The sequence below is a fragment of the Neisseria sp. P0019.S003 genome (genome assembly GCF_051957115.1).
GTDB lineage: Bacteria > Pseudomonadota > Gammaproteobacteria > Burkholderiales > Neisseriaceae > Neisseria > Neisseria flavescens_D.
In genome coordinates, this window is sequence record NZ_JBQCWT010000001.1 from 268,893 (window position 1) to 291,184 (window position 22,292).

19 protein-coding genes and 2 pseudogenes are annotated in these 22,292 nt (G+C 46.8%); 6 read left to right on the forward strand and 15 right to left on the reverse strand.

What is annotated here, in order from left to right; translation table 11 throughout:
* Window positions 1-2 precede the first annotated feature (2 nt).
* From ACTHTS_RS01245 to ACTHTS_RS01315, 15 genes and pseudogenes are all read right to left on the reverse strand, one after another.
* Window positions 3-2,015, reverse strand: a complete 2,013-nt coding sequence (locus ACTHTS_RS01245) for a site-specific DNA-methyltransferase (RefSeq protein ID WP_440368987.1) — start codon at window positions 2,013-2,015, stop codon at window positions 3-5.
* Window positions 2,016-2,053: 38 nt separating this feature from the next.
* Window positions 2,054-2,752, reverse strand: a complete 699-nt coding sequence (locus ACTHTS_RS01250; protein WP_440368988.1) for a DUF4391 domain-containing protein — start codon at window positions 2,750-2,752, stop codon at window positions 2,054-2,056.
* Window positions 2,749-6,039, reverse strand: coding sequence for a helicase-related protein (locus ACTHTS_RS01255; RefSeq protein ID WP_440368989.1), 3,291 nt, complete (start codon window positions 6,037-6,039; stop codon window positions 2,749-2,751). The genes ACTHTS_RS01250 and ACTHTS_RS01255 overlap by 4 nt, the downstream gene beginning before the upstream one ends.
* Window positions 6,039-6,242, reverse strand: a complete 204-nt coding sequence (locus ACTHTS_RS01260) for a helix-turn-helix domain-containing protein (protein WP_440368990.1) — start codon at window positions 6,240-6,242, stop codon at window positions 6,039-6,041. The genes ACTHTS_RS01255 and ACTHTS_RS01260 overlap by 1 nt, the downstream gene beginning before the upstream one ends.
* Window positions 6,243-6,454: 212 nt before the next feature.
* Window positions 6,455-6,706, reverse strand: coding sequence for a hypothetical protein (locus ACTHTS_RS01265; protein ID WP_440368991.1), 252 nt, complete (start codon window positions 6,704-6,706; stop codon window positions 6,455-6,457).
* Between the two features lie 14 nt (window positions 6,707-6,720).
* Window positions 6,721-6,933, reverse strand: a pseudogene (locus ACTHTS_RS01270) (IS5/IS1182 family transposase); the annotation flags it as partial.
* A gap of 79 nt (window positions 6,934-7,012) precedes the next feature.
* A pseudogene (locus ACTHTS_RS01275) lies at window positions 7,013-7,201 on the reverse strand (phosphoesterase); the annotation flags it as partial.
* Between the two features lie 112 nt (window positions 7,202-7,313).
* The gene (locus ACTHTS_RS01280; protein ID WP_440369178.1) at window positions 7,314-8,096 is read right to left on the reverse strand and encodes a hypothetical protein; all 783 of its coding nucleotides are present in this window, start codon (window positions 8,094-8,096) and stop codon (window positions 7,314-7,316) included.
* Between the two features lie 564 nt (window positions 8,097-8,660).
* A complete protein-coding gene (locus ACTHTS_RS01285) occupies window positions 8,661-9,071 on the reverse strand; it encodes a hypothetical protein (RefSeq protein ID WP_064087667.1) in 411 nt (136 codons plus the stop codon).
* 1 nt (window position 9,072) lies between these two features.
* The gene (locus tag ACTHTS_RS01290; RefSeq protein WP_440368992.1) at window positions 9,073-11,112 is read right to left on the reverse strand and encodes an integrase; all 2,040 of its coding nucleotides are present in this window, start codon (window positions 11,110-11,112) and stop codon (window positions 9,073-9,075) included.
* Window positions 11,113-11,114: 2 nt separating this feature from the next.
* A complete protein-coding gene (locus tag ACTHTS_RS01295; protein WP_440369179.1) occupies window positions 11,115-12,476 on the reverse strand; it encodes a site-specific integrase in 1,362 nt (453 codons plus the stop codon).
* Between the two features lie 144 nt (window positions 12,477-12,620).
* On the reverse strand, window positions 12,621-13,571 hold the full coding sequence (locus ACTHTS_RS01300) for a site-specific integrase (RefSeq protein WP_440368993.1): 951 nt from the start codon (window positions 13,569-13,571) through the stop codon (window positions 12,621-12,623).
* A 471-nt stretch (window positions 13,572-14,042) separates the two neighbouring features.
* The gene (locus ACTHTS_RS01305; protein WP_254323803.1) at window positions 14,043-14,570 is read right to left on the reverse strand and encodes a single-stranded DNA-binding protein; all 528 of its coding nucleotides are present in this window, start codon (window positions 14,568-14,570) and stop codon (window positions 14,043-14,045) included.
* Window position 14,571: 1 nt separating this feature from the next.
* Window positions 14,572-15,954, reverse strand: a complete 1,383-nt coding sequence (locus ACTHTS_RS01310) for an MFS transporter (protein ID WP_440368994.1) — start codon at window positions 15,952-15,954, stop codon at window positions 14,572-14,574.
* 201 nt (window positions 15,955-16,155) lie between these two features.
* The gene (locus ACTHTS_RS01315; RefSeq protein WP_039863563.1) at window positions 16,156-16,779 is read right to left on the reverse strand and encodes a lytic transglycosylase domain-containing protein; all 624 of its coding nucleotides are present in this window, start codon (window positions 16,777-16,779) and stop codon (window positions 16,156-16,158) included.
* Between the two features lie 173 nt (window positions 16,780-16,952).
* Here ACTHTS_RS01315 and ppx point away from each other — a divergent pair, with 173 nt between their 5' ends.
* From ppx to ACTHTS_RS01345, 6 genes are all read left to right on the forward strand, one after another.
* On the forward strand, window positions 16,953-18,461 hold the full coding sequence (ppx, locus tag ACTHTS_RS01320; protein WP_440368995.1) for an exopolyphosphatase: 1,509 nt from the start codon (window positions 16,953-16,955) through the stop codon (window positions 18,459-18,461).
* A gap of 87 nt (window positions 18,462-18,548) precedes the next feature.
* Window positions 18,549-18,920 carry a 30S ribosome-binding factor RbfA gene (gene rbfA, locus ACTHTS_RS01325; protein WP_003685554.1) on the forward strand — a complete coding sequence of 124 codons (372 nt, stop codon included), beginning with the start codon at window positions 18,549-18,551 and terminating at the stop codon, window positions 18,918-18,920.
* Window positions 18,921-18,930: 10 nt separating this feature from the next.
* Window positions 18,931-19,794 carry a hypothetical protein gene (locus ACTHTS_RS01330; RefSeq protein ID WP_440368996.1) on the forward strand — a complete coding sequence of 288 codons (864 nt, stop codon included), beginning with the start codon at window positions 18,931-18,933 and terminating at the stop codon, window positions 19,792-19,794.
* A 65-nt stretch (window positions 19,795-19,859) separates the two neighbouring features.
* Window positions 19,860-20,774 carry a tRNA pseudouridine(55) synthase TruB gene (truB, locus tag ACTHTS_RS01335; RefSeq protein WP_440368997.1) on the forward strand — a complete coding sequence of 305 codons (915 nt, stop codon included), beginning with the start codon at window positions 19,860-19,862 and terminating at the stop codon, window positions 20,772-20,774.
* Window positions 20,775-20,796: 22 nt separating this feature from the next.
* Window positions 20,797-21,423, forward strand: a complete 627-nt coding sequence (locus ACTHTS_RS01340; protein WP_440368998.1) for an NAD(P)H-hydrate epimerase — start codon at window positions 20,797-20,799, stop codon at window positions 21,421-21,423.
* A 112-nt stretch (window positions 21,424-21,535) separates the two neighbouring features.
* Entirely contained in the window at window positions 21,536-22,225 is a 690-nt protein-coding gene (locus ACTHTS_RS01345; protein ID WP_107857188.1) for a suppressor of fused domain protein, read from the forward strand.
* Window positions 22,226-22,292: the final 67 nt, after the last annotated feature.

The following is a 22,292-nucleotide window of genomic DNA, read 5'->3' on the forward strand; positions in this document are numbered from 1 at the left end:
CCTCAAATGCACTTCACTTCGGTGGCAGGCGACAAAAGCTTGAAGATCTGCTCGACGTTGATCTTGATAGCGCTGTCCTTGAAGCCAGCATCGCGGAACACCACTCGCAGCGGTTGGCTCTTGGCTAGTTCCTTCACGAAGGCTTCGTCTATGCCGCCGTGTGCGTCAAAGCAGGCAGCCAGTGCGTTATCATCGACAAAGAAAACTTCCTTGCCCTGAATGGACTTCCTAGCAATCGGCAGCGCAAGATCAACGCCCCAGTCCATCATCACCTGGAACAGTAAGTCTTCCGCCGTGCGGTCAGGCTTGATATTGTCGACAAACAAGTCGAGATTGGCTTTGTCCAGCGCATCGGGGGCGTAGTAGACGTCAGCCATGTTCGATGTATCAACTTTAAGTAGGCGGAATCCTAAGTCAAGATCCGTATTTCTCGTAGGCAAGGTGTCTGAGAATTCTTCTCGAATTTTTTGTGCCGCTCTCCGAATGCGATTTTTTCCAATCTCGGAAACTACTGAGTATCCAAGTTTTCTGGCCTCGGACTTCTCGTCACATTCCTCGGGCAATTGAACCATTATGAATCGGCGATTTGCCCCATCTTCTGCATTCAAAAGCATAAGTGCATGCGCCGCCGTGCACGAGCCAGCGAAGAAGTCGATCAATATATCGTCATTCTTGCAAATTGATTGAATTAGTCTCTTTGCTACCTGAACCGGTTTTGGTGTATCAAAAGGAATACTGAGGTCAGCAAGCAAGGCGTCGTCACTGCCGCCGTAGTAAAGCAGCGAAGGGATGTTTTCAAATAAATTATCTTTCAGCCGATATTTTCTCGTCGGCTGCGTCTTCTCGTCTGAGCCGAAAATAATCAACCCAGACTTCAGGAGTTCTTGCATTGTTGCAGGAGGGTTGCGCCATCCCCGCCCAGGAACAGGGCACTCCTTCCCTGTTACGGGATGAATTAGCGGGATGAAGTAATCTTCCGGTGCTTTTTTCTTATTCGGCCACGCCATCGAAACCGGACGGAAGACGTCGCCATTGTCATCGATTTGGTTATATGCCTTTTCGCCCCCAGTGAGATCTTGCTGGTTTACCCAGTCTTTGTATTCTTTCCTTGCTTTTTCAGTGACCCCGCCTTCCTTGCCAAGAATCTGCTTGGCTTTTGCAAGCATTTTTCCCGCGTTCTCTTTGGGACGCTGAAACTCGCAGGTCGCCTTGAAGAATTCTCGATCTTTGCAGTAAATACAAATTAGTTCATGCTGCTGCGCGACGCCGGTGGCATCACCTTTTGGATTTCTTTTATCCCACACAATAGTTCCGAGATTATTCTTCTCGCCATATATTTCGGCCAGAAGCTTCTCCAAGTTGGGATATTCATTCTCGTCAATATGAATTACGATGAGTCCATCATCTCGCAGCAAGTTGCGCGACAACTTTAGTCTCGAATACATCATGGACAGCCAGTCCGAGTGAAAGCGCCCACTTGTTTCAGGATTGGCTGTCAAGCGATTTCCTTTGCTATCCACTTGATTTGAGCGGAGAAAAAATTCAGAGACTTCGTCTGCAAAGTCGTCAGCGTAAACAAAATCGTTGCCCGTGTTGTACGGCGGGTCGATATAGACCATCTTGATTTTGCCAAGATAAGTTTCCTGAAGCAGCTTCAGCGCGTCGAGATTATCGCCCTCGATAAAGATATTTTTGGTAGTGTCGAAGTTGACGCTCTCTTCAATTTGTTCGCCTTTTGAATTTTTTGTCGTGCGTACTGGACGGAGCGTCTTTGCAATCGGTGCATTTGCCGTGAGCAGTGCCTCGCGCTTGCCTGGCCAATTAAGGTGGTAGCGCTCCTGCGGACCCTCAATAATCGAATCGGCTAGCTCTTGGCGAAGCTGGTCAAAATCGACCGCCAGCTTCACGTTGCCGTCTTCACCCTTGGCTTCCGTCACGCAACCCGGAAACAGATCGCGGATACGGGCAATGTTGTCTTGGGTGAGATTGGGCGAGTGCATTTTCAGTTTGTCCATGTTCGATCCTCTAGTCGCTGCGCTTCCGATATCGGGGTTCAGCGGCTCAATTGTTCAAGTTCAATTTTCAGTTGCCGCAAGGTCGCGTTGATCTCGACCTTACGGTTAAATTGCTTTTCCTTAGCCAGTCTCGCCTGGGTTTTCTCGACTTCGCGGCGCTTGCTTGCCGCCTGCTCGATACGCGCAATCCAGTCGGGCAAGGCCTCCTGCGGACGTGCTGGCAGCGGCATTAAGCCTTGCAGCAGAACGGAGTACAGGTGGGCCATGTCGAGGGCCAGCGGCATAGCCGTGCGGGCAGTTGCCGCTGGCATCCAGTTGCTGGTGAAGTAGCTGGACAGCACCCAGCGACTGGCGTCGGCTTCGCTCGGGCGCTTGTAAGCCGCCACTACTCGCGTTTTCGCCTGATCGCCCTGGCCTTGGTTCAGTTCAAACAGGATAGGGAACTGCACTGCGCCATCAATGCAGCGGAGCACGTCTTCGTGCAGCTCGGTGGACTTGAGCTGAATGCTGAAGACCTGGATTTCCGGCACACCGGGCCGCGCAGGCAGGTTGATCGTCTCAGGGGCGAGCTTGTACTGCCAGACAATCTGCTCGACCTGCTTGACGAACAGTTCCTTCAGCCGGGTGTTGGCCCCGCTGTGCTCATAGATTTTGTTCTTGGGCAGAACGCGCCCGAAAGCAGCTTGCTTGGGGTAGGCGATCAGCGCCGGTTTTTGTGCGGTCGCTCCTTGACTCATCCAGCCTCCTGAATCACGAGAAAGCTAATGAGTTCAAAGTCGTCCAGGCCGGAGATGGTGTCTGTCAGTGCCGTGGTCTTGCCACCGCTGAACAGGCTGTCCAAATCCTTTTCTTCCTTTACCTCGATCATCGAACGGATGGACTTGCCCAACAGATCGGAGTAGGGCTGCATCCGGCGGCCATCTGCCGTTTCCTGATTGAAGCGCTGGCACACGTCAACGATGGGTTTGTCCTGGCCTTTGCAGCAGGTGCGCACCAGATCCAGTAGGCGCTTCACCTCGGTGTGGTCATGAATGACCTCTCCCTCGCGGTTGATGTAGACGAGGTAGTACGGATGCAGGCGGTTGTGCTGGTCGAGGTTGATCCCGGCATTGCGATTGCGCAGCGTGAAGATCGCGCCCGGCCGTAGGCCCATCTCCGGTCTGGCGGGAACCACTGCGTGCATCCCGTTAGGCACATTGCTCAGTTCGCCGTGGGCTTTGACGTAGTTGAGCAAATCCATGCGGAAGTCGTTGAGGCCCAAGTCAGTGATAGAGACGCCGGTCTTCAAATCCTCCAGCTCGATGACTTCCTCCTTCAGGCGACGCAGTTGCTCTTTGCGGTACGACACGTCGTTGGCCTGCGCAGACAGCACGTTGTCGTCACCTGTGGCGGTCACGTCAGCGATCATCATTCGGCTCTCAACGCGCTCCTTGAGGTTGATGTACTCGTCGAGCGAAATGTCGGGCCAGTAATTGACTAGCTGGATGCTGCTGTTGGGCGAGCCAATGCGATCTACCCGGCCAAAGCGCTGGATGATGCGTACTGGGTTCCAGTGGATGTCGTAGTTGATCAGGTAGTCGCAGTCCTGCAGGTTCTGGCCTTCGGAGATGCAATCGGTGCCGATCAGCAGATCCACCTCGTGCGGCTCGTCCGGCAGTACCACCGCCTTCTCTTTAGAGCGAGGGGAGAACAGGGTGAGCAGCTCCTGGAAGTCATAGCTGCGCTTCTGAGTTTTGCTCTTGATGGTGGACTGCGGCGCTCCCTTGCCGGTGACCTTGGCGGTGTGAATGGCGAGCGTGGCCAGCAGCTCCGGCGCAAGGTTGGCGTACAGGTAATCAGCGGTGTCGGCAAAGGCTGTGAAAATCAGTACCTTCCTGTTGCCGGGGTTGATTGGGTTTGCAATCTTGCCGAGCAGTTGCGCTTTGAGGTGCTGTAACTTGGCGTCGTCCTGCGGCGTGATCTTGTTCATCGAAGCCAGCAAGGCATCGATGACCTGTAAGTCCACCTTCAGTTCGTGCTCCCAGGACGGCAAGTCCATGTCGGCGAGGCTGATCTTGATCTTGCTGCCGATCTCGCCGCCCTCGTCGCTGGGCATGGGCAGCTCATCGTCCTCTGCATCCAGCCCTTCCAGCACTTCCGTGAGGTCGCCCACCGTGACCGCGCCGCGGGATGGATTGAACGCGGCGATCTTGGCGAGGGTGGCTTCGTTGTTGGCTCGCAGCGATTGCAGCGTTAGCCGGAACGACTGCACCGAACTTTCAAGCCGTTTGAGCAGGTTGACCGTCATCAGGGCCTGCAGGCTCTTTTCACGGTCGGCTTGGCGCAGCGTGCCCTTGCCGCCTACCTTGGTGTCGTAGATCTCCTCGTACTTCTTCAGACGGCTGGGCAGGATGTAGCTGATGGGCGCATATACGGCCAGCTTGAGCAGTGAGAGTTGCTCGAAAATTTCGTTGAAGCCCAACACGTCCGACCGCTCGGTCAACGGGCAGTGAAACGACAGCGGTTTGCGGCGCTCCGGAAATTGACCGATGTCCTTGGTGTCGTAGAAGGTCTGGATGTGCTTACGCGAGCGTGCGATGGTGACGCTGTCGAGCAGCTCGAAGAAGTCGAAGTCCAGTGAATCGAGGATCGCACGCGCAGTACGTTCTTCCGGGGGGAGCTTCGACCACGCATTGAAGGCTGCTTGTGCGCCTCGGAAAATCTCCTCAACGCTTCTGTCCGTGCGCAGTTTTTTTGTGAGGTTTTCGGAGTCGCCTTCGTAGGCCAGCGCCAGTTGGTTGCGCAAGTCAGTAAAGCGGTTGTTGACTGGCGTGGCCGACAACATCAGCACCTTGGTCTTGACTCCTTCCTGGATCACCTTGCGCATCAGCTTCTGGTAGCGGGTTTCCTTATCCTTGTAGGCGTCGTTGTTGCGGAAGTTGTGCGACTCATCGATGACGACGAGGTCGTAGTTGCCCCAGTTGATCCGGTTCAGCGGCGTACCGAAGGACTCGCCGCTGGTGCGGGACAGATCCGTGTGGCAGAGGACGTCGTAGTTGAACCGGTCGCGGGCGAAGATGTTGGTCTTGAGGTTGCGGTTGTAGTTCAGCCAGTTATCCGCCAGCTTCTTGGGGCAGAGCACCAGCACTGACCGGTTGCGCAGCTCGTAATACTTGATGACGGCCAGTGCGGTGAAGGTCTTGCCCAAGCCGACGCTGTCGGCAAGGATGCAGCCGCTGTAGGTTTCCAGTTTGTTGATGATCCCGGTGGCAGCATCTTTCTGGTAGTTGAACAGCTTGTTCCAGATCAGGGTGTCCTGGTAGCCCGTGCGGTCGTTGGGCAGGACGTCTTCGTCGATGTCGTCGAGGAACTCGTTGAAGATGTTGTAAAGCATCAGGAAATAGATGCTCTCGGGTGAGTTCTCTTGGTAGACCGAGGCGATGTGCTCGCAAATCTGCGCGGTCACGTCCTCCAGCTTTTCGGGGTCGTTCCAGATCTGATCGAACAGGCTCAGGTACGTGGCGGCAAAGGGTGCATCGTCCATCTTGTTGACGAGGTTGGATACCGCATTGCCTTGCTGGTAACCGAGATCGACAGCCGTGAACCCGTGCAGGGGCATGTAAGCCGTGTCGGTGCCGCCAGCCTGCACGCAGGCGAACTGCTGCATCGGCGCTTTGGTGCGGTTGCTCTTGAATGTGGCCTTGCGCCGTATCCACTCCGCGCACTCCTTGGCCACCGCCCGCTGGGTGAGCTTGTTGCGCAGCTGGATTTCAAACTCGCTGCCGTAGAGGCTGCGCTCTCGGTCGAGCTTGGGGATGTGGAATTCCTTTCGCTCTTTGCGAATCTTGTCGGTGACCTCGTTGGCAACAAAGGTGGGCGAGGTGAAGATGAAGTTCAACTCGTCAATCTTTTCCAGCTCGGCTTTCAGCGCCTCGAAGGCGTACATCGAAAAGCACGAGGCCGCGACCTTCAGGCGCGCTCCTGGCCAGAGGGTCTGCTTGAGATCGTCGCCAAGCAACCTGCTGATGTTGTCGATCAGTTCCATCAGTCGCTTGCCCCCGAATCCTTGTTGGTCAGATTGGCGGCAATCCACTCATCTAGGTCGCTGCGGCGGAAGCGCCACGTGCCGCCGAGCTTGAAAGCGGGAAGCTTGCCTTCGGCCGCGAGGCGGTAGACGGTGCGCTTGCCAGCCTTCAAGTAGGCGGCCACCTTGTCTAGGGTTAGGATTTCACCTTCCGGGTCTGCCATCGTTTCGCCTTTGCCGATGATGAATAGGGATTGCCAAGAGTTGCCAATTTTCCCATATGATGGCGAACTTGACCAGAGGCCGGGTGAAGAAAATAACGGCCAAATCGTTGAATCCACGCCCTCAAGGCCAAGGCGTTACTATCTGGCTCGGATTGCGAACGCGGGTTCGGTTCCGTACTCCGCCACCAAGATATCCGATAAGTATCCTATACTTATCTCCATTTCTGTGTTTTTTGGCACAGCCTGTGTTCGTCGTCGTACAGTTCGCAACGCTGCGCATGAAACATGATGTCGTTCAAACGGTTTTTTTGTTCTTGAGGGGTCATGCTTTGTCCTATGTAGAGGTCGAATATTTTAGGCCGTCTGAAAGTGTTTTTCAGACGGCCTTTGGCTTGGCTGGTTTCCAGTTCGGCTATGGTTAATTGCGCGGTATCGGGCAAGGTGTCGATATTGATGATTTGCATAGATTGCCTCCGTGTGTTTGGCCGCTGACTTGTCCTTCTTCATCGACTTCTATGGCCTGACGTTGTTTGCTGCCGGCGGTCTGAATAATGGTGGCGTCAATGACGGCGGCGGATGCTTTCTCTACTTTTAGTTTTTTTTCGGCCAGTTGGCAGTTAATCAGTTCCAGCAATTCGGACAGAGGGTCGTCTTGCGCCAGCCAGTTGCGGTAGCGGCATAAGGTGCTGTAAACGAGATCTTTCATTTTATGCAGTACACTTGGCGGTATTGCTGATGCGGAAAGGACGGATTAAAAACCCGTCCTTTTGTTTTTTGGCAAAGCAGACATCGCCGAGGTTGTACACAGTGTCTTGCGGGGTAACGACGCGGTTCCAGCAGTCGATCAGGTATTCGTTCAGCTCGTCGGTGTTATCGCTTTGTAGGCGGAATTGCGGGCAGTATCGGGCGATGTTGGGATGGGAGAAGTGCCAGTCGGCGGTGAAATAGGTTTGGGGCATGGGATACTCGGTTTCTGGTCATCTGACAATGAACAACAAGGTGCAGGCTGCTTTAGAGGCCGTCTGAAACAGGGTTGGGACGATAAAAAGCAGCCTGCACTTTTTTGCCCATCTATCTGCCGGTCAATACCAACCGTCGGCAGAAGGCTTCCCAATCGGCAAGGGGCACAACGCGTGTGTCGTCTGCTAACAGATGTATATCGGAAGCGCAGGCGGTGTGCCAATAGGTGTAAAACGGTAGTTTGGCGATGTCGGCTTCCGATACGGCAGGGGCATTGTCTTGTCCTGGCGTATGCACAATCGGCAGTCCGAAATAGCTGTATTGGCCGTCTTCCGCTTGATTGCCTGTGTAGCCGGTTTGGCAGCGGTGTTTACCGGTACGGACAAACAGACGGCAGAATGCGTTCCAATCGTGCAAAAACACGGCGGCTTGCCCGTCTATCAGGTTTTGGGCGGAACCGATGCTGCTGTCCCGCCAAAACGGGTAGAACGGCAATTCGGCGATGTGGTGCTCCATGACGACCGGACAATCGCCCTGTCCTGCCGGCCGCATTACCGGAACGCCGAAACAAGCGGTTTCAGGCAAGGCATGTGCAGGCTGCATGAAGGTGTTTTGCAGGATAATGGCCGCTTCGGCAGGGTCAATACCCAAACTGTCTATGGCAGGCTGCAAGGTTGCGGGCAGGTCGCAAAAGCAGCCTGCACCGTCCGGCAGGCAGTACACCGAGTTGTGCGTATGGGCCAGCGGTGCAGCCCATAGGGTAACGGGCGAGGTGCGGATTCGGCCGCCTGCGGCAAAGCGCCCCGACCCATCTTGGGCGACTGTGCCGTATACCACGGCATACTCGGATTTTTCGGGCGTGTGGTAGCGGGTGAAGGTCCAATCAGCCAGCATGCAAGTGGATATTGTACAGTCGTAGACATGCGTTGATTGAATGGTATGAGTGTAGGTGTTTGGCATAGGTTCATTCTTGAAATGGCTGGGTTTAGACAGTCACAGTCATTGCGGGGTATGCAGATTGCCTGAAATTTCGCGTTACACTTCAATCGCGCTCCTGTTCCGATAACCAGTTTGCACAATTATTTTTTTGGAATACCTTTGGGATTAATGACTATACAGCAGCCTTAAATTTTTGCATACATGACCGTATGCTTGTCTCCGGCAAGACGTGAGCAAAGCTGAGCAAATCCATATTGTTAACAAAATAAAGATTTAGTGGAGACTGCTGCAAGCTGCGGTGCGGGTTTGAGCAGAAAGTAGTTCAGTACAATAGTGTTTGACGCGCCATTAAACTGCTGTATCTCTCCGGCCAGAAAAAGTAGATGTTGACGAAAATTGTTTTCTACTCTACCCATCAAGAAGTTTAATAGGTGTGAAGAGATTGTCTGAAAATTGATTTTCAGACGATCTTTTGTAGAGACTACTATAGTAAAAATAATTTACCTTACATCCTATAAATTACCTACGTTGACGGTTAACAGCAATAAGAGGTTTATTTAGTGTATCTTGTGTCATCCCATGCATATATGCATTATATTGCCATACAATAAATTGCTGTTTATATCGCTCATTAATTTCTTCCAAGCGTTGTACCTGAGCCTTCAAATTATTAACTTGTTTTAGCAAATAATCCATCGTTACATTTGGTACTGGTTCTTTTTTTGCATCTTCTTTTATTTTTTGCTTCTGTTGGCTAAAGGCTTTTTGTATATCAGGATAATTAGCCAGTGACTGCCTCTCAATACTCTTAATATTCAATAACTCTGAAACTTTAGAGCAAAGTAAATTCCATGTTAACTTCCCCTCCCAGGTTTTAATCAACATAATGATATCTTCCAAATTTTCTTCTGTAATAAGAATTTTAGGCATACTACATCTCCATTAACCTATATAAATCATCATCAAGTTTAGCCGTTTCTGGTTTTTTAACATCTATATCCATCCCTTTTTCCAATAAGGCTAACTTGACTGGTGAAGGATCATATTCGTCAGGTATTCGTAATAGTGCACCATTTGGAATTTCACTATTTTCCAAGAATGCAATTTTGGTTCTTATATGTGCCAATCTCCACCCTAGGTTACTTATCCAACGATCTGCACCAAAAGCTCCTAATTTATGGTGTTCTTTTGCTTTATTAATTTGCTCTGTAAGCTGAATTTCTCTATGCTTTAATATTTCTAAAGATGATTCTAAACCCTTAATACAAACAAGCTCTTTACATGTTTCACAATCACCGTGACGAGAACATGGAGACATCGCATAATCGTGTTCGCAAATGCCTATTTCTGTTACGGTTGCTATTCCGATTCTATTTTTTCCTAAGTCTTCATAGGTAACAGGAAGATTTAAATGAATTTTATCTAATATTGAAATATCCTCCGAAATGAGTAAATCTCGAACTGCCTCACTTTTTTCTTCTTCTGTTCTGTGATCATAAGCTTTATTATCTGCCACTCTAGCTCTGCCTGCCCAGTTAGCTAAAGTTAATTCATCCATTCCACCTCGCTCAGCTTTTGTACTCAACCAATGCCTTGCATTATGCGATGGTAATCTAATAAATTCTCCTTTAGATGTACCTATACAATGTTTTTCCCATAATGATGTTTTAGGGCGAGTTTCTGAATAGCAAAATCTATCATTAATTTGGTTCACTGTTGGTAACACAAAAGAGAAACGTTTAGGGGAAAAGTCATCATGAAATTCATTTTCTCTGAATAATAACAAAGCTTCAGAAGCCTTAACGTTTTTATGTTTATCTACATAGGGCCAATTATTAAATTTTGATGTGTATTTTTTATACAAAAATTTTCCTAGTATCTCATAAGTTATAATTCCATCGTTTTCACTTATTAAATTTTTAAACCATTTGGTGCTACAGATATTTTGGGCATCAATATCTAACACTTCAGCTATTTCACTTTTAGTCAAAGGCTTTTTGTATAAAGAATAGACTGTTGCAAGATTTTTATCAAATAACATCAATATATTAGGATTTTCTTCTGCAAATTTAGCTGCTTCTCTTGCCAAGGAGCTTATTTTTGTTAAACGCTTAACCGCTTCAACAACAATATCTTGCATACAGCTAGGAACCCACTTTAATCCCTCTTTACCATTTTTTGCTGGTATCCATCGAATACCTAATTGCTTATTTCCCAAGCTATCATCCTCCCATTCTAAGCAATTGACAGATAAAGACATCAACTCAGAACAACGAGATGGAGCGACCATAAGTAGAGCCATAACAGCTGTATAATATTCAGTTTCTTTGTCTAAATTGGGGGCATCATGAAAGAGTTTAGCAACCAGCATCATTTCTTCATCAGTTGGCATTTTACTTGAACGGTATTCTTTCCCTTTTTCATCCAGTAGTATAGTCAAATCTCTAGGGCGTTTATAAGGATTTTTCCATAAAGGTAGTTGAGGTGTAATTTGATTTTCTCTACAAAAATCAAATAACTTTTGAAGTTGATAACCTAATTTATTGACTGATTTCGTACCTTTTTTATATTTCTTTGATACGATATTTTCTACTTCATGAATAACCAAATAATCAAGTTGTAATATATCAGCATTCTTTTTAACAGCATACAAAGCCATTTCAACTATACGTAATGCTTCCATATGTCTAGCTAATTGACGGATTGGATGCAAGGAGTAAGTATAGCGAATATATGCTTTAGCAAATTCAATGAATGGTGCAGCTAATGGCTCATATTTATAAGCTGTAGATTTAATTCTTTCTGTGGAAAAACGAACCTGAACTGGATAAATGCTGAATGTTGTTTTCCATTGGTTGTTTTCCCAGCAATCATTTCCAAAGATAGTAAGCTGATTTTTACTGAAATTAATAAATTGCTCTAAATTAGATTTAGGATTATTATCTTTTGGAGTGAAAATTAGATTGTTCATAATCAATGGCTTCCCATAGTTCTTTTCATATCATTGCAAGCTTGAACAACATATTCAACAGCTAAAATAATACGATCTTTGGATGATGCATAATCTATACTTTTAGTTTGTTTTAAACGTTCTTCCTTTTCTTCATACAACTTATTTAAGATTTGTTGATGAGGGCCATCAATGAGTGGCCTAAACTTAGGACATAAATAACAAGTTTCATAGCCGGTTATACAAAAATCATTTGTTCCACAAGCACCTATCGTATCTATTCCGTTATTGGTTATTAAAGATGTTGGATCGTACCCTCTCTCACTTTCATTTAAGTTAGAAATAATTTTACCTGTAAAGGCTTGAGCGAGTTTTCCCATTTCAGCACCTATAACACGATCAATGTATTGCACTGTATCAGCTGTATTTTCAGTATAGACTTTGACGTTCTGTGTATCTGTGTGATCTAGGAGTTCTGCTATAATCGTTGCTCCAACTCCTTTTCTTCCTAGATTCGTTCCCCTTGTATGACGAAAACGTCTTGCATTAACATGAATGATTTCACCTGTTCGCTCTGAAACAGCTTTTTGATGTATACAGAATTTTCGTAATGCATTTTGCTCCAATGAAGAAGCTGAATAATGAAAAATATCTTTGTTTAATAATGAAAGATCAAAATTCCTATTTTTGATATTCTTCTTCAAACAGCTCCAATCAATAAACACTGGTAATTTCATTTTATAACCAGAAATAAAGGTTTTATCAACCAGACTAAGCAATTTCTTATATTGATATTCCATAAAATTTAGGAGAATTAAATATAAGTCCTCTGTGATAGCAAGCTTTTTAAACGTTTCTCTAAATAATATTCCTCTCTTTTTGGCACTAGGGATATTTAAAAAATAATTCCATGTTCCTTGAGAAATTTCCTTTCTTAGGTCTTCAAATTTTAAATGGCGTATTTGAATAGGTCTTCTAGCTGTAGTTTGAAGTAAGTGAATATATGCATATGTTTCAAATGAAATAAGTTCTTCTCTCCAAAGTCTAGCTAGTTCAGCCATTAAAGCCAAAATTTCATTTTCGGTAAATGCTCCTGTATAAGGGCATCTCATTATGACCGATTTACCTTTATCATTTCCAGTCAACGTAAAGCTTTCTAGCAACGACACAACAGATTTATCAACTCCATAATAGCCATACTCATGCCATGACAGTAAAAAACCCTTTAATGCTCCTAAATACCATTCATGCTCTTTTCCCAGTTTATTTTTCCAATCCAAGATTATTGACACATTAATGATTTCTAAATTAGTTGAAATTACTAATCGTTGAAACTGTTGATACATGTGAGATACGTGATAACTTGAGTATTTTTCGGCATATATTGCTAATGTTTTTCTAAACCCGTCTAATGTTTTTTATTTATATTTAATATGGGTTGAGAAAAGTTAATTGTTTTGTCTTTGCCTATACGCCAAAAGTTTTCATTTTCATCAAATACATACCCATCTCTTGACTGTCTAAACCGTTTATTCTGACTCATAATTATCAACTTTTTTTTGGAACTCAATTTGAAGATCTAATAATATTTTGTTTGCTTTTTCTCTAATATAACGTTGATTATAAACATTCCCGGATTTTTCTGATGTATGTCCCATAAGATGTTGTCTCATCTTTGCTTCTTTTTCGGGAGAAATAAAATCTTTATGAGAAGAATCATGATTTACATTTTGATTATTTTCATCCACCTTTCGTGAAAAATCTAAGTTCCATTCATGACGGAAAATATGTGGGTGAATGATAGAGAACTTAGGATCTACTTTTTTCATTGCTGGTACAATAACATTATCAAAAGAACTTGTACTAATTGGACATCCTTGAGTTTTTCCTTTTCGATGAGTAACAAATAAATATGGATGTGTATTTGCCTGTGGAATTTTAGAACGATAATTCATAATGTAATCATCAATAAGTTGAGCTATTTTCTGCGAAATAGGAAGACGTCTCTCTTTCGTTTTACTTACAGCTTGTTTCTTTCTTGTGTCAAATTTATCATCATGCGTTCGTCTAATTGTGATTGAGGATTTAACTGTTCCTATATCAATAAACGGGATTTGAATTGATAATAATTCTCCTCTTCTAATCCCTAATTCCTTTAATAAGATAAACATTAAATGGTTTCTTTTTCTGATTCCAATATCTTGAAATGGATTATTAGGATTAGAAAAGTTCGCAATAGACATAAACTCATCTAACACTCCATCAGGTAGCTCACTTTCTATGGATAATGGTTTATGATTTTTAGGTCTTGACTCTTTAATTAACTTAATTAGTTTCGTCAATTTTTCGATATATTCGTTAGATTCATTAATTACTTTAGATAGAAATAATATGTATTCTGAAAGCGTTGTTAGTCTATTATATTGATGACTAAGAGATACTGAAGAATAAATATCAATAAATTGACTCCCGCCTTTCATTAACACACTTTTTTTGTATTGATTACATTCTTTTGCTTTTTTACATTTATTCTCATATGTCGAATAAGGGATTCTAATTGGCTTTCTGTTAAGAGTACTTTGTTATGAATTAGATTACTAATAACAAGATTATTCCGTTTTTCCCAATTCATTATCCATTGTATAGTTCCCAGTTTATTTCTAATTGTGTTTACTGCGGATTGATTACGTAGTTCTACAGTTACCCATAAGGTAGAATAAAAATCAGGAATACCAGTTTTCTCATTAACCAATAGAGGAAAACGTTCTCCATTTGAAAAAAGGACTGTTTCTAGTCTATACATATCTATTTAATTTACAAAAATTTCATATATAAATACTATAAAATTAAAGATATTGTGTCAAAATTAATGTAAAAAAAGAGAAACCTTGTTTTGTAAGGTTTCTCTCTGATCTTTATGATGTATTTTTACATAATTATATATATGGAATTCAGAATGGAATATCGTCGTCGATATCATCAACCGGAGCGGTCGGTTGTGCCGGAGCAGGACGACGGGCTGGGGCGGCTGGGGGTTCTTGAGCCGGAGCAGATTGGTATTGCTGTTGTGGCACTTGTTGGTAGCTGCTTTGGCTTGAATGACCTCCTTGGTTGTAACCGTCATCGTATGGTGCGCCGCCGCTGTTGTCGTTGCGGCCGCCGAGCATTTTCATTTCGTTGGCGATGATGTCGTAAGCGGTACGCTCGATGCCGTCTTTGCCTTGGTATTTACGGCTTTGGATACGGCCTTCCAGGTACACTTGGCTGCCTTTACGCAGGTATTGACCGGCGATTTCGGCGAGTTTGCGGTACATGGTGATGTTGTGCCATTCGGTACGTTCTACGCGTTGGCCGTTACGGTCGTTCCAAGTTTCGCTGGTGGCAACGCTGAAATTACAGACGGCCTCGCCGTTGGGCATATAGCGGACTTCCGGGTCACGGCCGAGGCGGCCGATGAGGATAACTTTATTCAATGACATTTTACACTCCTGTGATGATTTTTTCGGCGGCCTCTTGGTCGAATCCTTTTTGCAAGGCCTTGATATAAATGGTTTGTTTGTCTGCGCTAAAGCTGATGCTTTCAACGCCTTCAATTTCGGTCAATTTTTGGTAGAGCAAATCCGGATTTTGTTGCCATTCAGCGTTAAGCGGATAGCTGAGGTTTTTGACAGGTTTTGGTGCCGGCGAAATGACTGCCAATACCAGCCACAGCAACATCAATACGCTACAAAAGGCAAATACGCCTACAAAACCATATTTTTGGAACAATAAACCACCGGTTGCGCCGCCGACAAACAAGCCGACCGACTGCATGGTGTTATACACGCCCATCGCGGTGCCTTTCAAATCGGACGGGGCGATTTTCGACACCATAGACGGCAGGCTGGCTTCCAATACATTGAAACCAATAAAATAAACAATCAGATAAGCGGTAATCAACCATACCGAGTGCATGCCAAACAGCAGACCGATTTGCGCCGCGGCAATGCAGACGATACCAAGGATAAACACTTGTTTAAGTTTGTTACGCGTTTCGCCGACGATAATCAGCGGCACCATAATAATCAGGCCGGTAATGGTTGACGGCAGATAGACTTGCCAGTGATGGATTTTTTCCAAACCCAACTGCGTCATAGCAAACGGCAATGCGGTAAATAAAGCCATTTGTGCCGCATGCAAGGCAAAAATACCGAAGTCGAGATTGAGCAGTTGGCGGTTTTTCAATACCTCGCCCATACGCGAAGGCTGCGCCTGCGTGTCTTCGTGCATTTTTGACACTTCCGGATCAGGGGTCATCCAGGCAACCACGCCGATACTGATTACAGTCAAAATACCGGTCAGCGCAAACAGGCCGGATACACCGATAAAGCTGGCAATCATCGGCGCAAGCACCAGGCTGACGGAGAAAGTCAAGCCGATACTCAGGCCGATCATCGCCATCGCACGCGTCCGCACTTCGTTACGGGTCAAATCCGCCAGCAAAGCCGTTACCGCGGCACTGACGGCACCCGCGCCTTGAATGGCACGCGCGACAACCAACATCTGCAGGCTGTCGGCAACTGCGGCCAAAAAACTACCCGCCGCAAACACAATCAGGCCGGTATAAATCACTTTTTTACGGCCGAACTTATCAGAAGCCATGCCCAAAGGCAGTTGCAGCAAAGCTTGTGTCAGCCCGTAAATACCCATCGCCATACCGACCAGCGCTTTATTGTTTTCTGCGCCGGGCAACGAAGCGGCATACATCGCCAAAACAGGCAATACCAAAAACATCCCCAACATACGCAGTGCGTAAACGCCGGAAAGTGTGGTACTGGCACGCCACTCGTGCGGAAACATTTGAATGCGGTTATCTCTTGCCATAAAGAATGTTTCAGACGGCCTTAAGTTTGCGAAAGGCCGTCTGAAAGTGTGAATTAACAGATTTTCTGATTATACAGGATTCAAAGGAATTGCATGGGGTCAAATCGCAAGCCGTTTATCGCAAACCTGCTTCATCGGTATAAAAAGGTTTCAACAGAAACCAAAGTCACGCAAGATCTGCCCTATCCCATTTATCCCGAATCAACCCCACTGCCATCTATTTCGCCACGCGCCTAACACGGCGTTTGGATATTTGTTACTGCCCAAGCTGCCGTTAAACCTTGCCAACGCGCGGACAATATTGCCTTTTTCAATATTGTTGTAATGGCGCAGAATGGTGCAGCCATAGCGCAGATTGGTGCGGATATCGAAAAGGTTGTGCGACGGATTGCCGATATAGTTTTTCCAAAACGGCATTACCTGCATCAAGCCGCGCGCGCCCACGCCGCTGATGGCATATTGGCGAAACGCGCTTTCCACTTCAATCAAACCCAGAATCACTTGAGTGTTGAGTCCGGCACGACTGCTTTCGTATTGGATATTGACCAACAGGCGGCGGCGCTCGCCCTCATCGGGAATAAAGCGTGCCAATCGGGAAGACATCGCCGCCAACCAACGTTCCCCTTCCCTCGAATCGGCAAACACCAGCCGCGCAGGGCTGGCGCTATTAATCGAACTGCGCATCACGGAAGCCACATCATCCGCCAGCGTTTCTTCACGTTGCGCCCCCGCCCATGCGGTCGCAGGCGTCAAAAGCATGGCTCCGCCGACTTGCAACAGGCGGCGGCGCGATAAAAATAAGGAATCTTGGTTTTCCGATTTCATGCGTTTTCTCTTTTTAGGCCGTCTGAAAAGTTCAGACGGCCTTTGATATATTGGCTTAAAATCGGCATTATAAAATACATCTATGAGCAGAATCAAAGAGCTGTATACCTTTTATTGTCAAGTGATAGCGCCTCAAGTAACATTTAGGTTTTTCTAATCAACCGGTATTTTTTATGACCACCACTCCCGCCAACGTTTTAGCCTCCGTCGACTTGGGTTCCAACAGTTTCCGCCTGCAAATTTGTGAAAACAACAACGGCCAGCTGAAAGTCATCGACTCGTTCAAACAAATGGTTCGCTTTGCCGCCGGCTTGGATGAACAAAAAAACCTGAGCGAAGCCTCTCAAGAACAAGCATTGGAATGTTTGGCAAAATTTGGCGAACGCCTGCGCGGATTCCAGCCTGAAAACGTGCGCGTGGTGGCCACCAACACTTTCCGTGTCGCCAAAAACATCGCCCAATTCCTGCCCCGTGCCGAAGCGGCGCTGGGCTTCCCCATCGAAGTCATCGCCGGCCGTGAAGAAGCGCGTCTGATTTACACTGGCGTAGTGCATACCCTGCCGCCCAAAGGCGACAAAATGCTGGTTATCGACATCGGCGGCGGTTCGACCGAATTTGTCATCGGCTCGGATTTGCAACCACTGACCACAGAAAGCCTGCCTTTAGGCTGCGTAACGTACAGCATGCGCTTCTTCCAAAACAAAGTGACTGCCAAAGATTTCCAAGCCGCCGTTTCCGCCGCGCGTATCGAAATCCAACGCATCAGCAAACTAATGAAGCGCACCGGTTGGGATTTCGCCATCGGCACGTCTGGTTCGGCCAAATCCATACGCGACGTTTTGGCGGCCGAATTGCCGCAGGAAGCCGACATTACCGCCCAAGGCATGCGTTATCTTGCCGATAGGATTATCGAAGCCGGTTCGGTCAAAAAAGCCAAATTTGAAAACCTCAAACCCGAACGCATCGAAGTTTTTGCGGGCGGATTGGCTGTGATGATGGCCGCTTTTGAAGAACTCTCGCTGACCAAAATGACCGTTACCGAAGCCGCACTCCGCGACGGCGTGTTCTACGACTTAATCGGCCGCAGCCTCAATGTCGATATGCGCGAACAGACAACGGCAGAGTTCCAAAAACGCTACCACGTCAGCCTCAACCAAGCCAAACGCGTTGCCGATACCGCGCAAACCTTTATGAACAGCCTGTGCCACGCCAAAAACGTAACCGTTCAAGAGCTTGCCCTGTGGAACCAATACCTCAGCCGCGCAGGCCGTCTGCATGAAATCGGCTTGGATATTGCCCATACCGGTTATCACAAACACTCCGCCTACATTCTCGAAAACGCCGATATGCCGGGCTTCTCACGCAAAGAGCAAACCATTCTGGCGCAACTGGTTATCGGCCATCGCGGCGACCTTAAGAAAATGGCGGACATTATCGGCAGCAACGAAATCATGTGGTGTGCCGTGTTGTCTCTGCGCCTGGCCGCCCTCTTCTGCCGTTCGCGCCTGCCGCTTGATTTGCCGCCGCAAACCCAGCTTCGCGTCGATGAAAACAACCACAGCTTCATCTTGCGCATCAACGCCCAATGGCTGGAGCAACACCCCCTCATTGCCGATGCGCTGGACTACGAAAGCGCGCAATGGCAAAAAATCGATATGCCTTTCTCGGTTCAAGCACAATAAACCGCGCTCCGTTATAATAGGCAGTTTTTCAAAATCCAAACCGCAGGCCGTCTGAAAACGACAGCCTGCCATACATCAAGGAAAACCATGAGAAAACCCCAACGCGGCTACGCCCGCCAAGACCGTGTCAAAGAACAAATCATGCGCGAGCTTGCCGAACTCGTCCGCACCGGCCTGAAAGATCCGCGTGCAGGCTTCATCACCATCAACGAAGTCGAAGTCACCCGCGATTACAGCCACGCAACCGTGTTCTACACTGTCCTTGACGACAGCACACGCGACATTACCGAAGAAGCTTTGGAACACGCCAAAGGCCATTTGCGCAGCGAATTGGCCAAACGCATCAAACTCTTCAAAACGCCTGAACTGCACTTCAAATACGACGAATCGCTCGAACGCGGCATGAGCATTTCCAGCCTGATCGACCAAGTGGCAGCAGAAAAACCGGTTGAAGATTAAGAAATCTATGATGAAAAAATGGCTTATATCTATTTTATTTGCAACAGCGTCCTATGCCTTTTCCACGCCTTTATCTTTTAATTGGAAGCAAAATAAAGCCGAAGTAACAGAGATAACTGATATTCCATATGGCGTGACAGAAACAAATGATGTTTCATCCGACGTGATAGAGTATAGGTATTTCATTCAATTAACCAAACGGGGAATAAGCAACTTTGTACTGTCTTACGGCAACCGTAATATTATTTCTATCAATAATTACAAACCTAGCGAAGAAGATGTACTCTCTTCGCAAACTCTGCCACCCCTTGTTTTACTAATTAATCAATCAGGACAAGCTGTTGATATTATCAACTGGAAAGATTTTTACACTCAATCAAAGAAAATAAGCCTTGAGAAGAAAAGTATTAGTAAAGATGACTTGGAGGAATTAAACAATCTAGAAATACAAAATGCCATAAAACAAAAAAAGATGGACAATCCATGGGGTTACTGGATATGGCTTTGGGCGGATATTAACCCTGACAAACTACCTGCCCCATCTCAGAAAAATTTTTCTATCTTAGGCATACCGTATATTCAAACAAGTTCTTATGAATTGATAAATCAGACTGATCAAGAGATAACATTACGATACCAATCTCAAGTTAATATGGATCAGACTGCCGATATCAGCAACGAAAGCTTCTTGAAAACAGATAAGGTAACTACGAAAGAAATGATAGATGCAGACCAACTTTTCAAAAGTGTAACGGTAACCGCAACATTGGCAAAGCAAACCATGCAACCAAAATCTGTAGAGGTTTCTGAAGTTTCTTCATTTCCATTTATAAAAATCAAGCGGACAACTTATCGCTTTAAATGGTTCAACTGATAATAAAATGCCGTCTGAAAATATAAAACTCTTTTTTCAGACGGCATGTTCCTTAAAAAAACGCTATGACAGCCAAACCCACCAAACGCCCGGTCAACGGCGTTCTTCTCCTCGACAAACCCGAAGGCCTTTCCAGCAATACCGCCCTGCAAAAAGCGCGGTGTTTGTTCCGTGCAGAAAAAGCCGGGCATACCGGCGTACTCGATCCTTTGGCCACAGGGCTTCTGCCTGTTTGTTTCGGTGAAGCGACCAAGTTCGCCCAATATCTGATTGATGCCGACAAAGCCTATACGGCCACGCTGAAACTGGGCGAAGCCAGCAGTACGGGTGATGCAGAAGGCGAAATCGTTGCCACCGCACGCGCCGATATTTCATTGTCCGAATTTCAGACAGCCTGCCAAGCCTTAACGGGCGATATCCGCCAAGTACCTCCCATGTTTTCCGCCCTCAAGCACGAAGGCAAACCGCTGTACGAATACGCGCGCAAAGGCATCGTTATCGAACGTAAAGCACGAGACATCACCATTTACTCCATTAATATCAATGAGTTTGATGCACCCAAAGCCGTGATAGACGTACGTTGCAGCAAAGGCACTTACATCCGCACCCTCAGCGAAGACATCGCCAAACACATCGGCACATTCGCCCACCTGACCGCCCTGCGCCGTACTGAAACCGCCGGATTTACCATTACCCAAAGCCACACGCTCGAAGCCTTGGCAGAATTGGACGAAGCTGAACGCGATGCCCTATTGCTGCCTTGCGATGTTTTGGTACAACATTTCCCCAAACTTGAGTTGAACGACTACGCCGTTACCATGCTCAAACACGGCCAACGCCCCCAGTTTACCGAAGACATTTCCGCCGAACAGCCCATCCGCGTATACAGCCGAGACGGCGCATTTATCGGACTGGTGGAATATCAAAAAGAAATAGGCCGTCTGAAAGCCTTGCGCCTGATGAATACCGCCGACAAATAACTTCCTGCAAAGAGAGCCGATCATGAAAGTCTATACCGCCGCCCAAATGCGCGAACGCGAACAAGCAGCCGTCGATAAAGGCACAAGCTTCGACCAACTGATGGAAAACGCCGGCAGCTCTGCCGCCCGAGACCTCATGCAGCGTTATCCCAAAGCCGGACGCGCTCTGATCGTTTGCGGCAAAGGCAACAACGGCGGCGACGGCTTAGTCATGGCAAGATATATGCAGGCGCAAGGTTGGCACATCGATATTCTGTTTTCACTCGGAGAAAACCTCTCCCCTTTGGCTCAAACCAATCGTGAACGACTCAACGGTTTGCCCCATATTGAATTGATATCCGTCCAAGAACTGGAAGGCCGTCTGAAAAAAGGTTACGACATCATTATCGAAGGCATATTCGGCACAGGCTTCAGCGGCGCCCTTCCAACCGAAATCGCCGCCCTCTGCCGCCAACTCAATCATGCAGACGGCCTGAAAGTTGCCCTCGATATTCCCACCGGCCTCAACTGCGACACCGCCGAAGCCGATCCTGACACATTCCGCACAGACCTTACCTACACCTTTGCCGCCTACAAACCGGCACACTTAAGCGAATCCGGCAAAACCTATTGTCAAGAAACCGTCTGTTTGCCTATTGGCATTGATTAAAAAAGCAAATAATATGTCATATTTAAATCGCTTTATTTTTAGAAACAACACATTCTAAAAAAAACACGCGAATTAATTTACAAGCCAATCATCAACAACACGGAAACAGACAATGAACGAACAAGAATACCGCCAAACTTTTAAAGAAGATCAGGCTGTCGGCTGGGAAGCTATCGATTCTGCGCTTAAAGCACTTTATGGAGATGTCAAACCACGCTCCTATGGTCCTATAATCAAGTATTGGTTGGGAGGCACCGATCCACTGGACAATAGCGACATTTTTGATTGTGAAGAGCAAACCTTCCATCGCCATATTGTTTCCTACGGCATGAGCGAACTTTACTTTAATCCAGAACTTGCCGGTGCAGATTACAGTAAATGGGGATTTGAATTTACCTTCCGCACTCCTCCTTACGATCAGGATCCAGATTCCGACTACAACACCAAACACGAGCCTTATTGGGCAGTCAATATGATGAATAACCTTGGCCGTTACGTTTTTGAAAGCGGCAACTGGTTTGAAGCCTACCACTTTACTTCAACTAACGGCCCTATCCGAATGGATACAGAAACCGCCATCGTCGGCGTAGCCTTCGCACCAGACCCCAAGCTGCCCGCTATCAAAACGCCAAACGGCGAAGTTCAATTTCTGCAGATAGTCGGCCTTACCCAGCCCGAGCTTGACTGGCTCTGGCAAGATCCAACAACCAAACGTTGCCAAGAGCTGATCGATATGATGCGCAAAGACAATCCGCTGTTGATTACCGATTTAGCGCGTACAAAAAGCTATGTACAACCCTAATTGATTAAACCGAAGGCCGTCTGAAAACAGATTTTCAGACGGCCTTCGGTTTATATTTCAAATAAAA

Bases quoted from the DNA above. Each gene is read 5' to 3' on its own strand.
- ACTHTS_RS01300 (WP_440368993.1), bottom strand. From the start codon at position 13,571: ATGAAAGGCGGGAGTCAATTTATTGATATTTATTCTTCAGTATCTCTT.
- ACTHTS_RS01305 (WP_254323803.1), bottom strand. From the start codon at position 14,570: ATGTCATTGAATAAAGTTATCCTCATCGGCCGCCTCGGCCGTGACCCG.
- ACTHTS_RS01345 (WP_107857188.1), top strand. From the start codon at position 21,536: ATGAACGAACAAGAATACCGCCAAACTTTTAAAGAAGATCAGGCTGTC.
- ACTHTS_RS01260 (WP_440368990.1), bottom strand. From the start codon at position 6,242: ATGGCAGACCCGGAAGGTGAAATCCTAACCCTAGACAAGGTGGCCGCC.
- ACTHTS_RS01290 (WP_440368992.1), bottom strand. From the start codon at position 11,112: ATGAACAATCTAATTTTCACTCCAAAAGATAATAATCCTAAATCTAAT.
- ACTHTS_RS01245 (WP_440368987.1), bottom strand. From the start codon at position 2,015: ATGGACAAACTGAAAATGCACTCGCCCAATCTCACCCAAGACAACATT.
- ACTHTS_RS01330 (WP_440368996.1), top strand. From the start codon at position 18,931: ATGAAAAAATGGCTTATATCTATTTTATTTGCAACAGCGTCCTATGCC.
- truB (WP_440368997.1), top strand. From the start codon at position 19,860: ATGACAGCCAAACCCACCAAACGCCCGGTCAACGGCGTTCTTCTCCTC.
- ACTHTS_RS01315 (WP_039863563.1), bottom strand. From the start codon at position 16,779: ATGAAATCGGAAAACCAAGATTCCTTATTTTTATCGCGCCGCCGCCTG.
- ACTHTS_RS01280 (WP_440369178.1), bottom strand. From the start codon at position 8,096: ATGCTGGCTGATTGGACCTTCACCCGCTACCACACGCCCGAAAAATCC.
- ACTHTS_RS01285 (WP_064087667.1), bottom strand. From the start codon at position 9,071: ATGCCTAAAATTCTTATTACAGAAGAAAATTTGGAAGATATCATTATG.
- ACTHTS_RS01310 (WP_440368994.1), bottom strand. From the start codon at position 15,954: ATGGCAAGAGATAACCGCATTCAAATGTTTCCGCACGAGTGGCGTGCC.
- ACTHTS_RS01340 (WP_440368998.1), top strand. From the start codon at position 20,797: ATGAAAGTCTATACCGCCGCCCAAATGCGCGAACGCGAACAAGCAGCC.
- ppx (WP_440368995.1), top strand. From the start codon at position 16,953: ATGACCACCACTCCCGCCAACGTTTTAGCCTCCGTCGACTTGGGTTCC.
- ACTHTS_RS01265 (WP_440368991.1), bottom strand. From the start codon at position 6,706: ATGCAAATCATCAATATCGACACCTTGCCCGATACCGCGCAATTAACC.
- rbfA (WP_003685554.1), top strand. From the start codon at position 18,549: ATGAGAAAACCCCAACGCGGCTACGCCCGCCAAGACCGTGTCAAAGAA.
- ACTHTS_RS01255 (WP_440368989.1), bottom strand. From the start codon at position 6,039: ATGGAACTGATCGACAACATCAGCAGGTTGCTTGGCGACGATCTCAAG.
- ACTHTS_RS01250 (WP_440368988.1), bottom strand. From the start codon at position 2,752: ATGAGTCAAGGAGCGACCGCACAAAAACCGGCGCTGATCGCCTACCCC.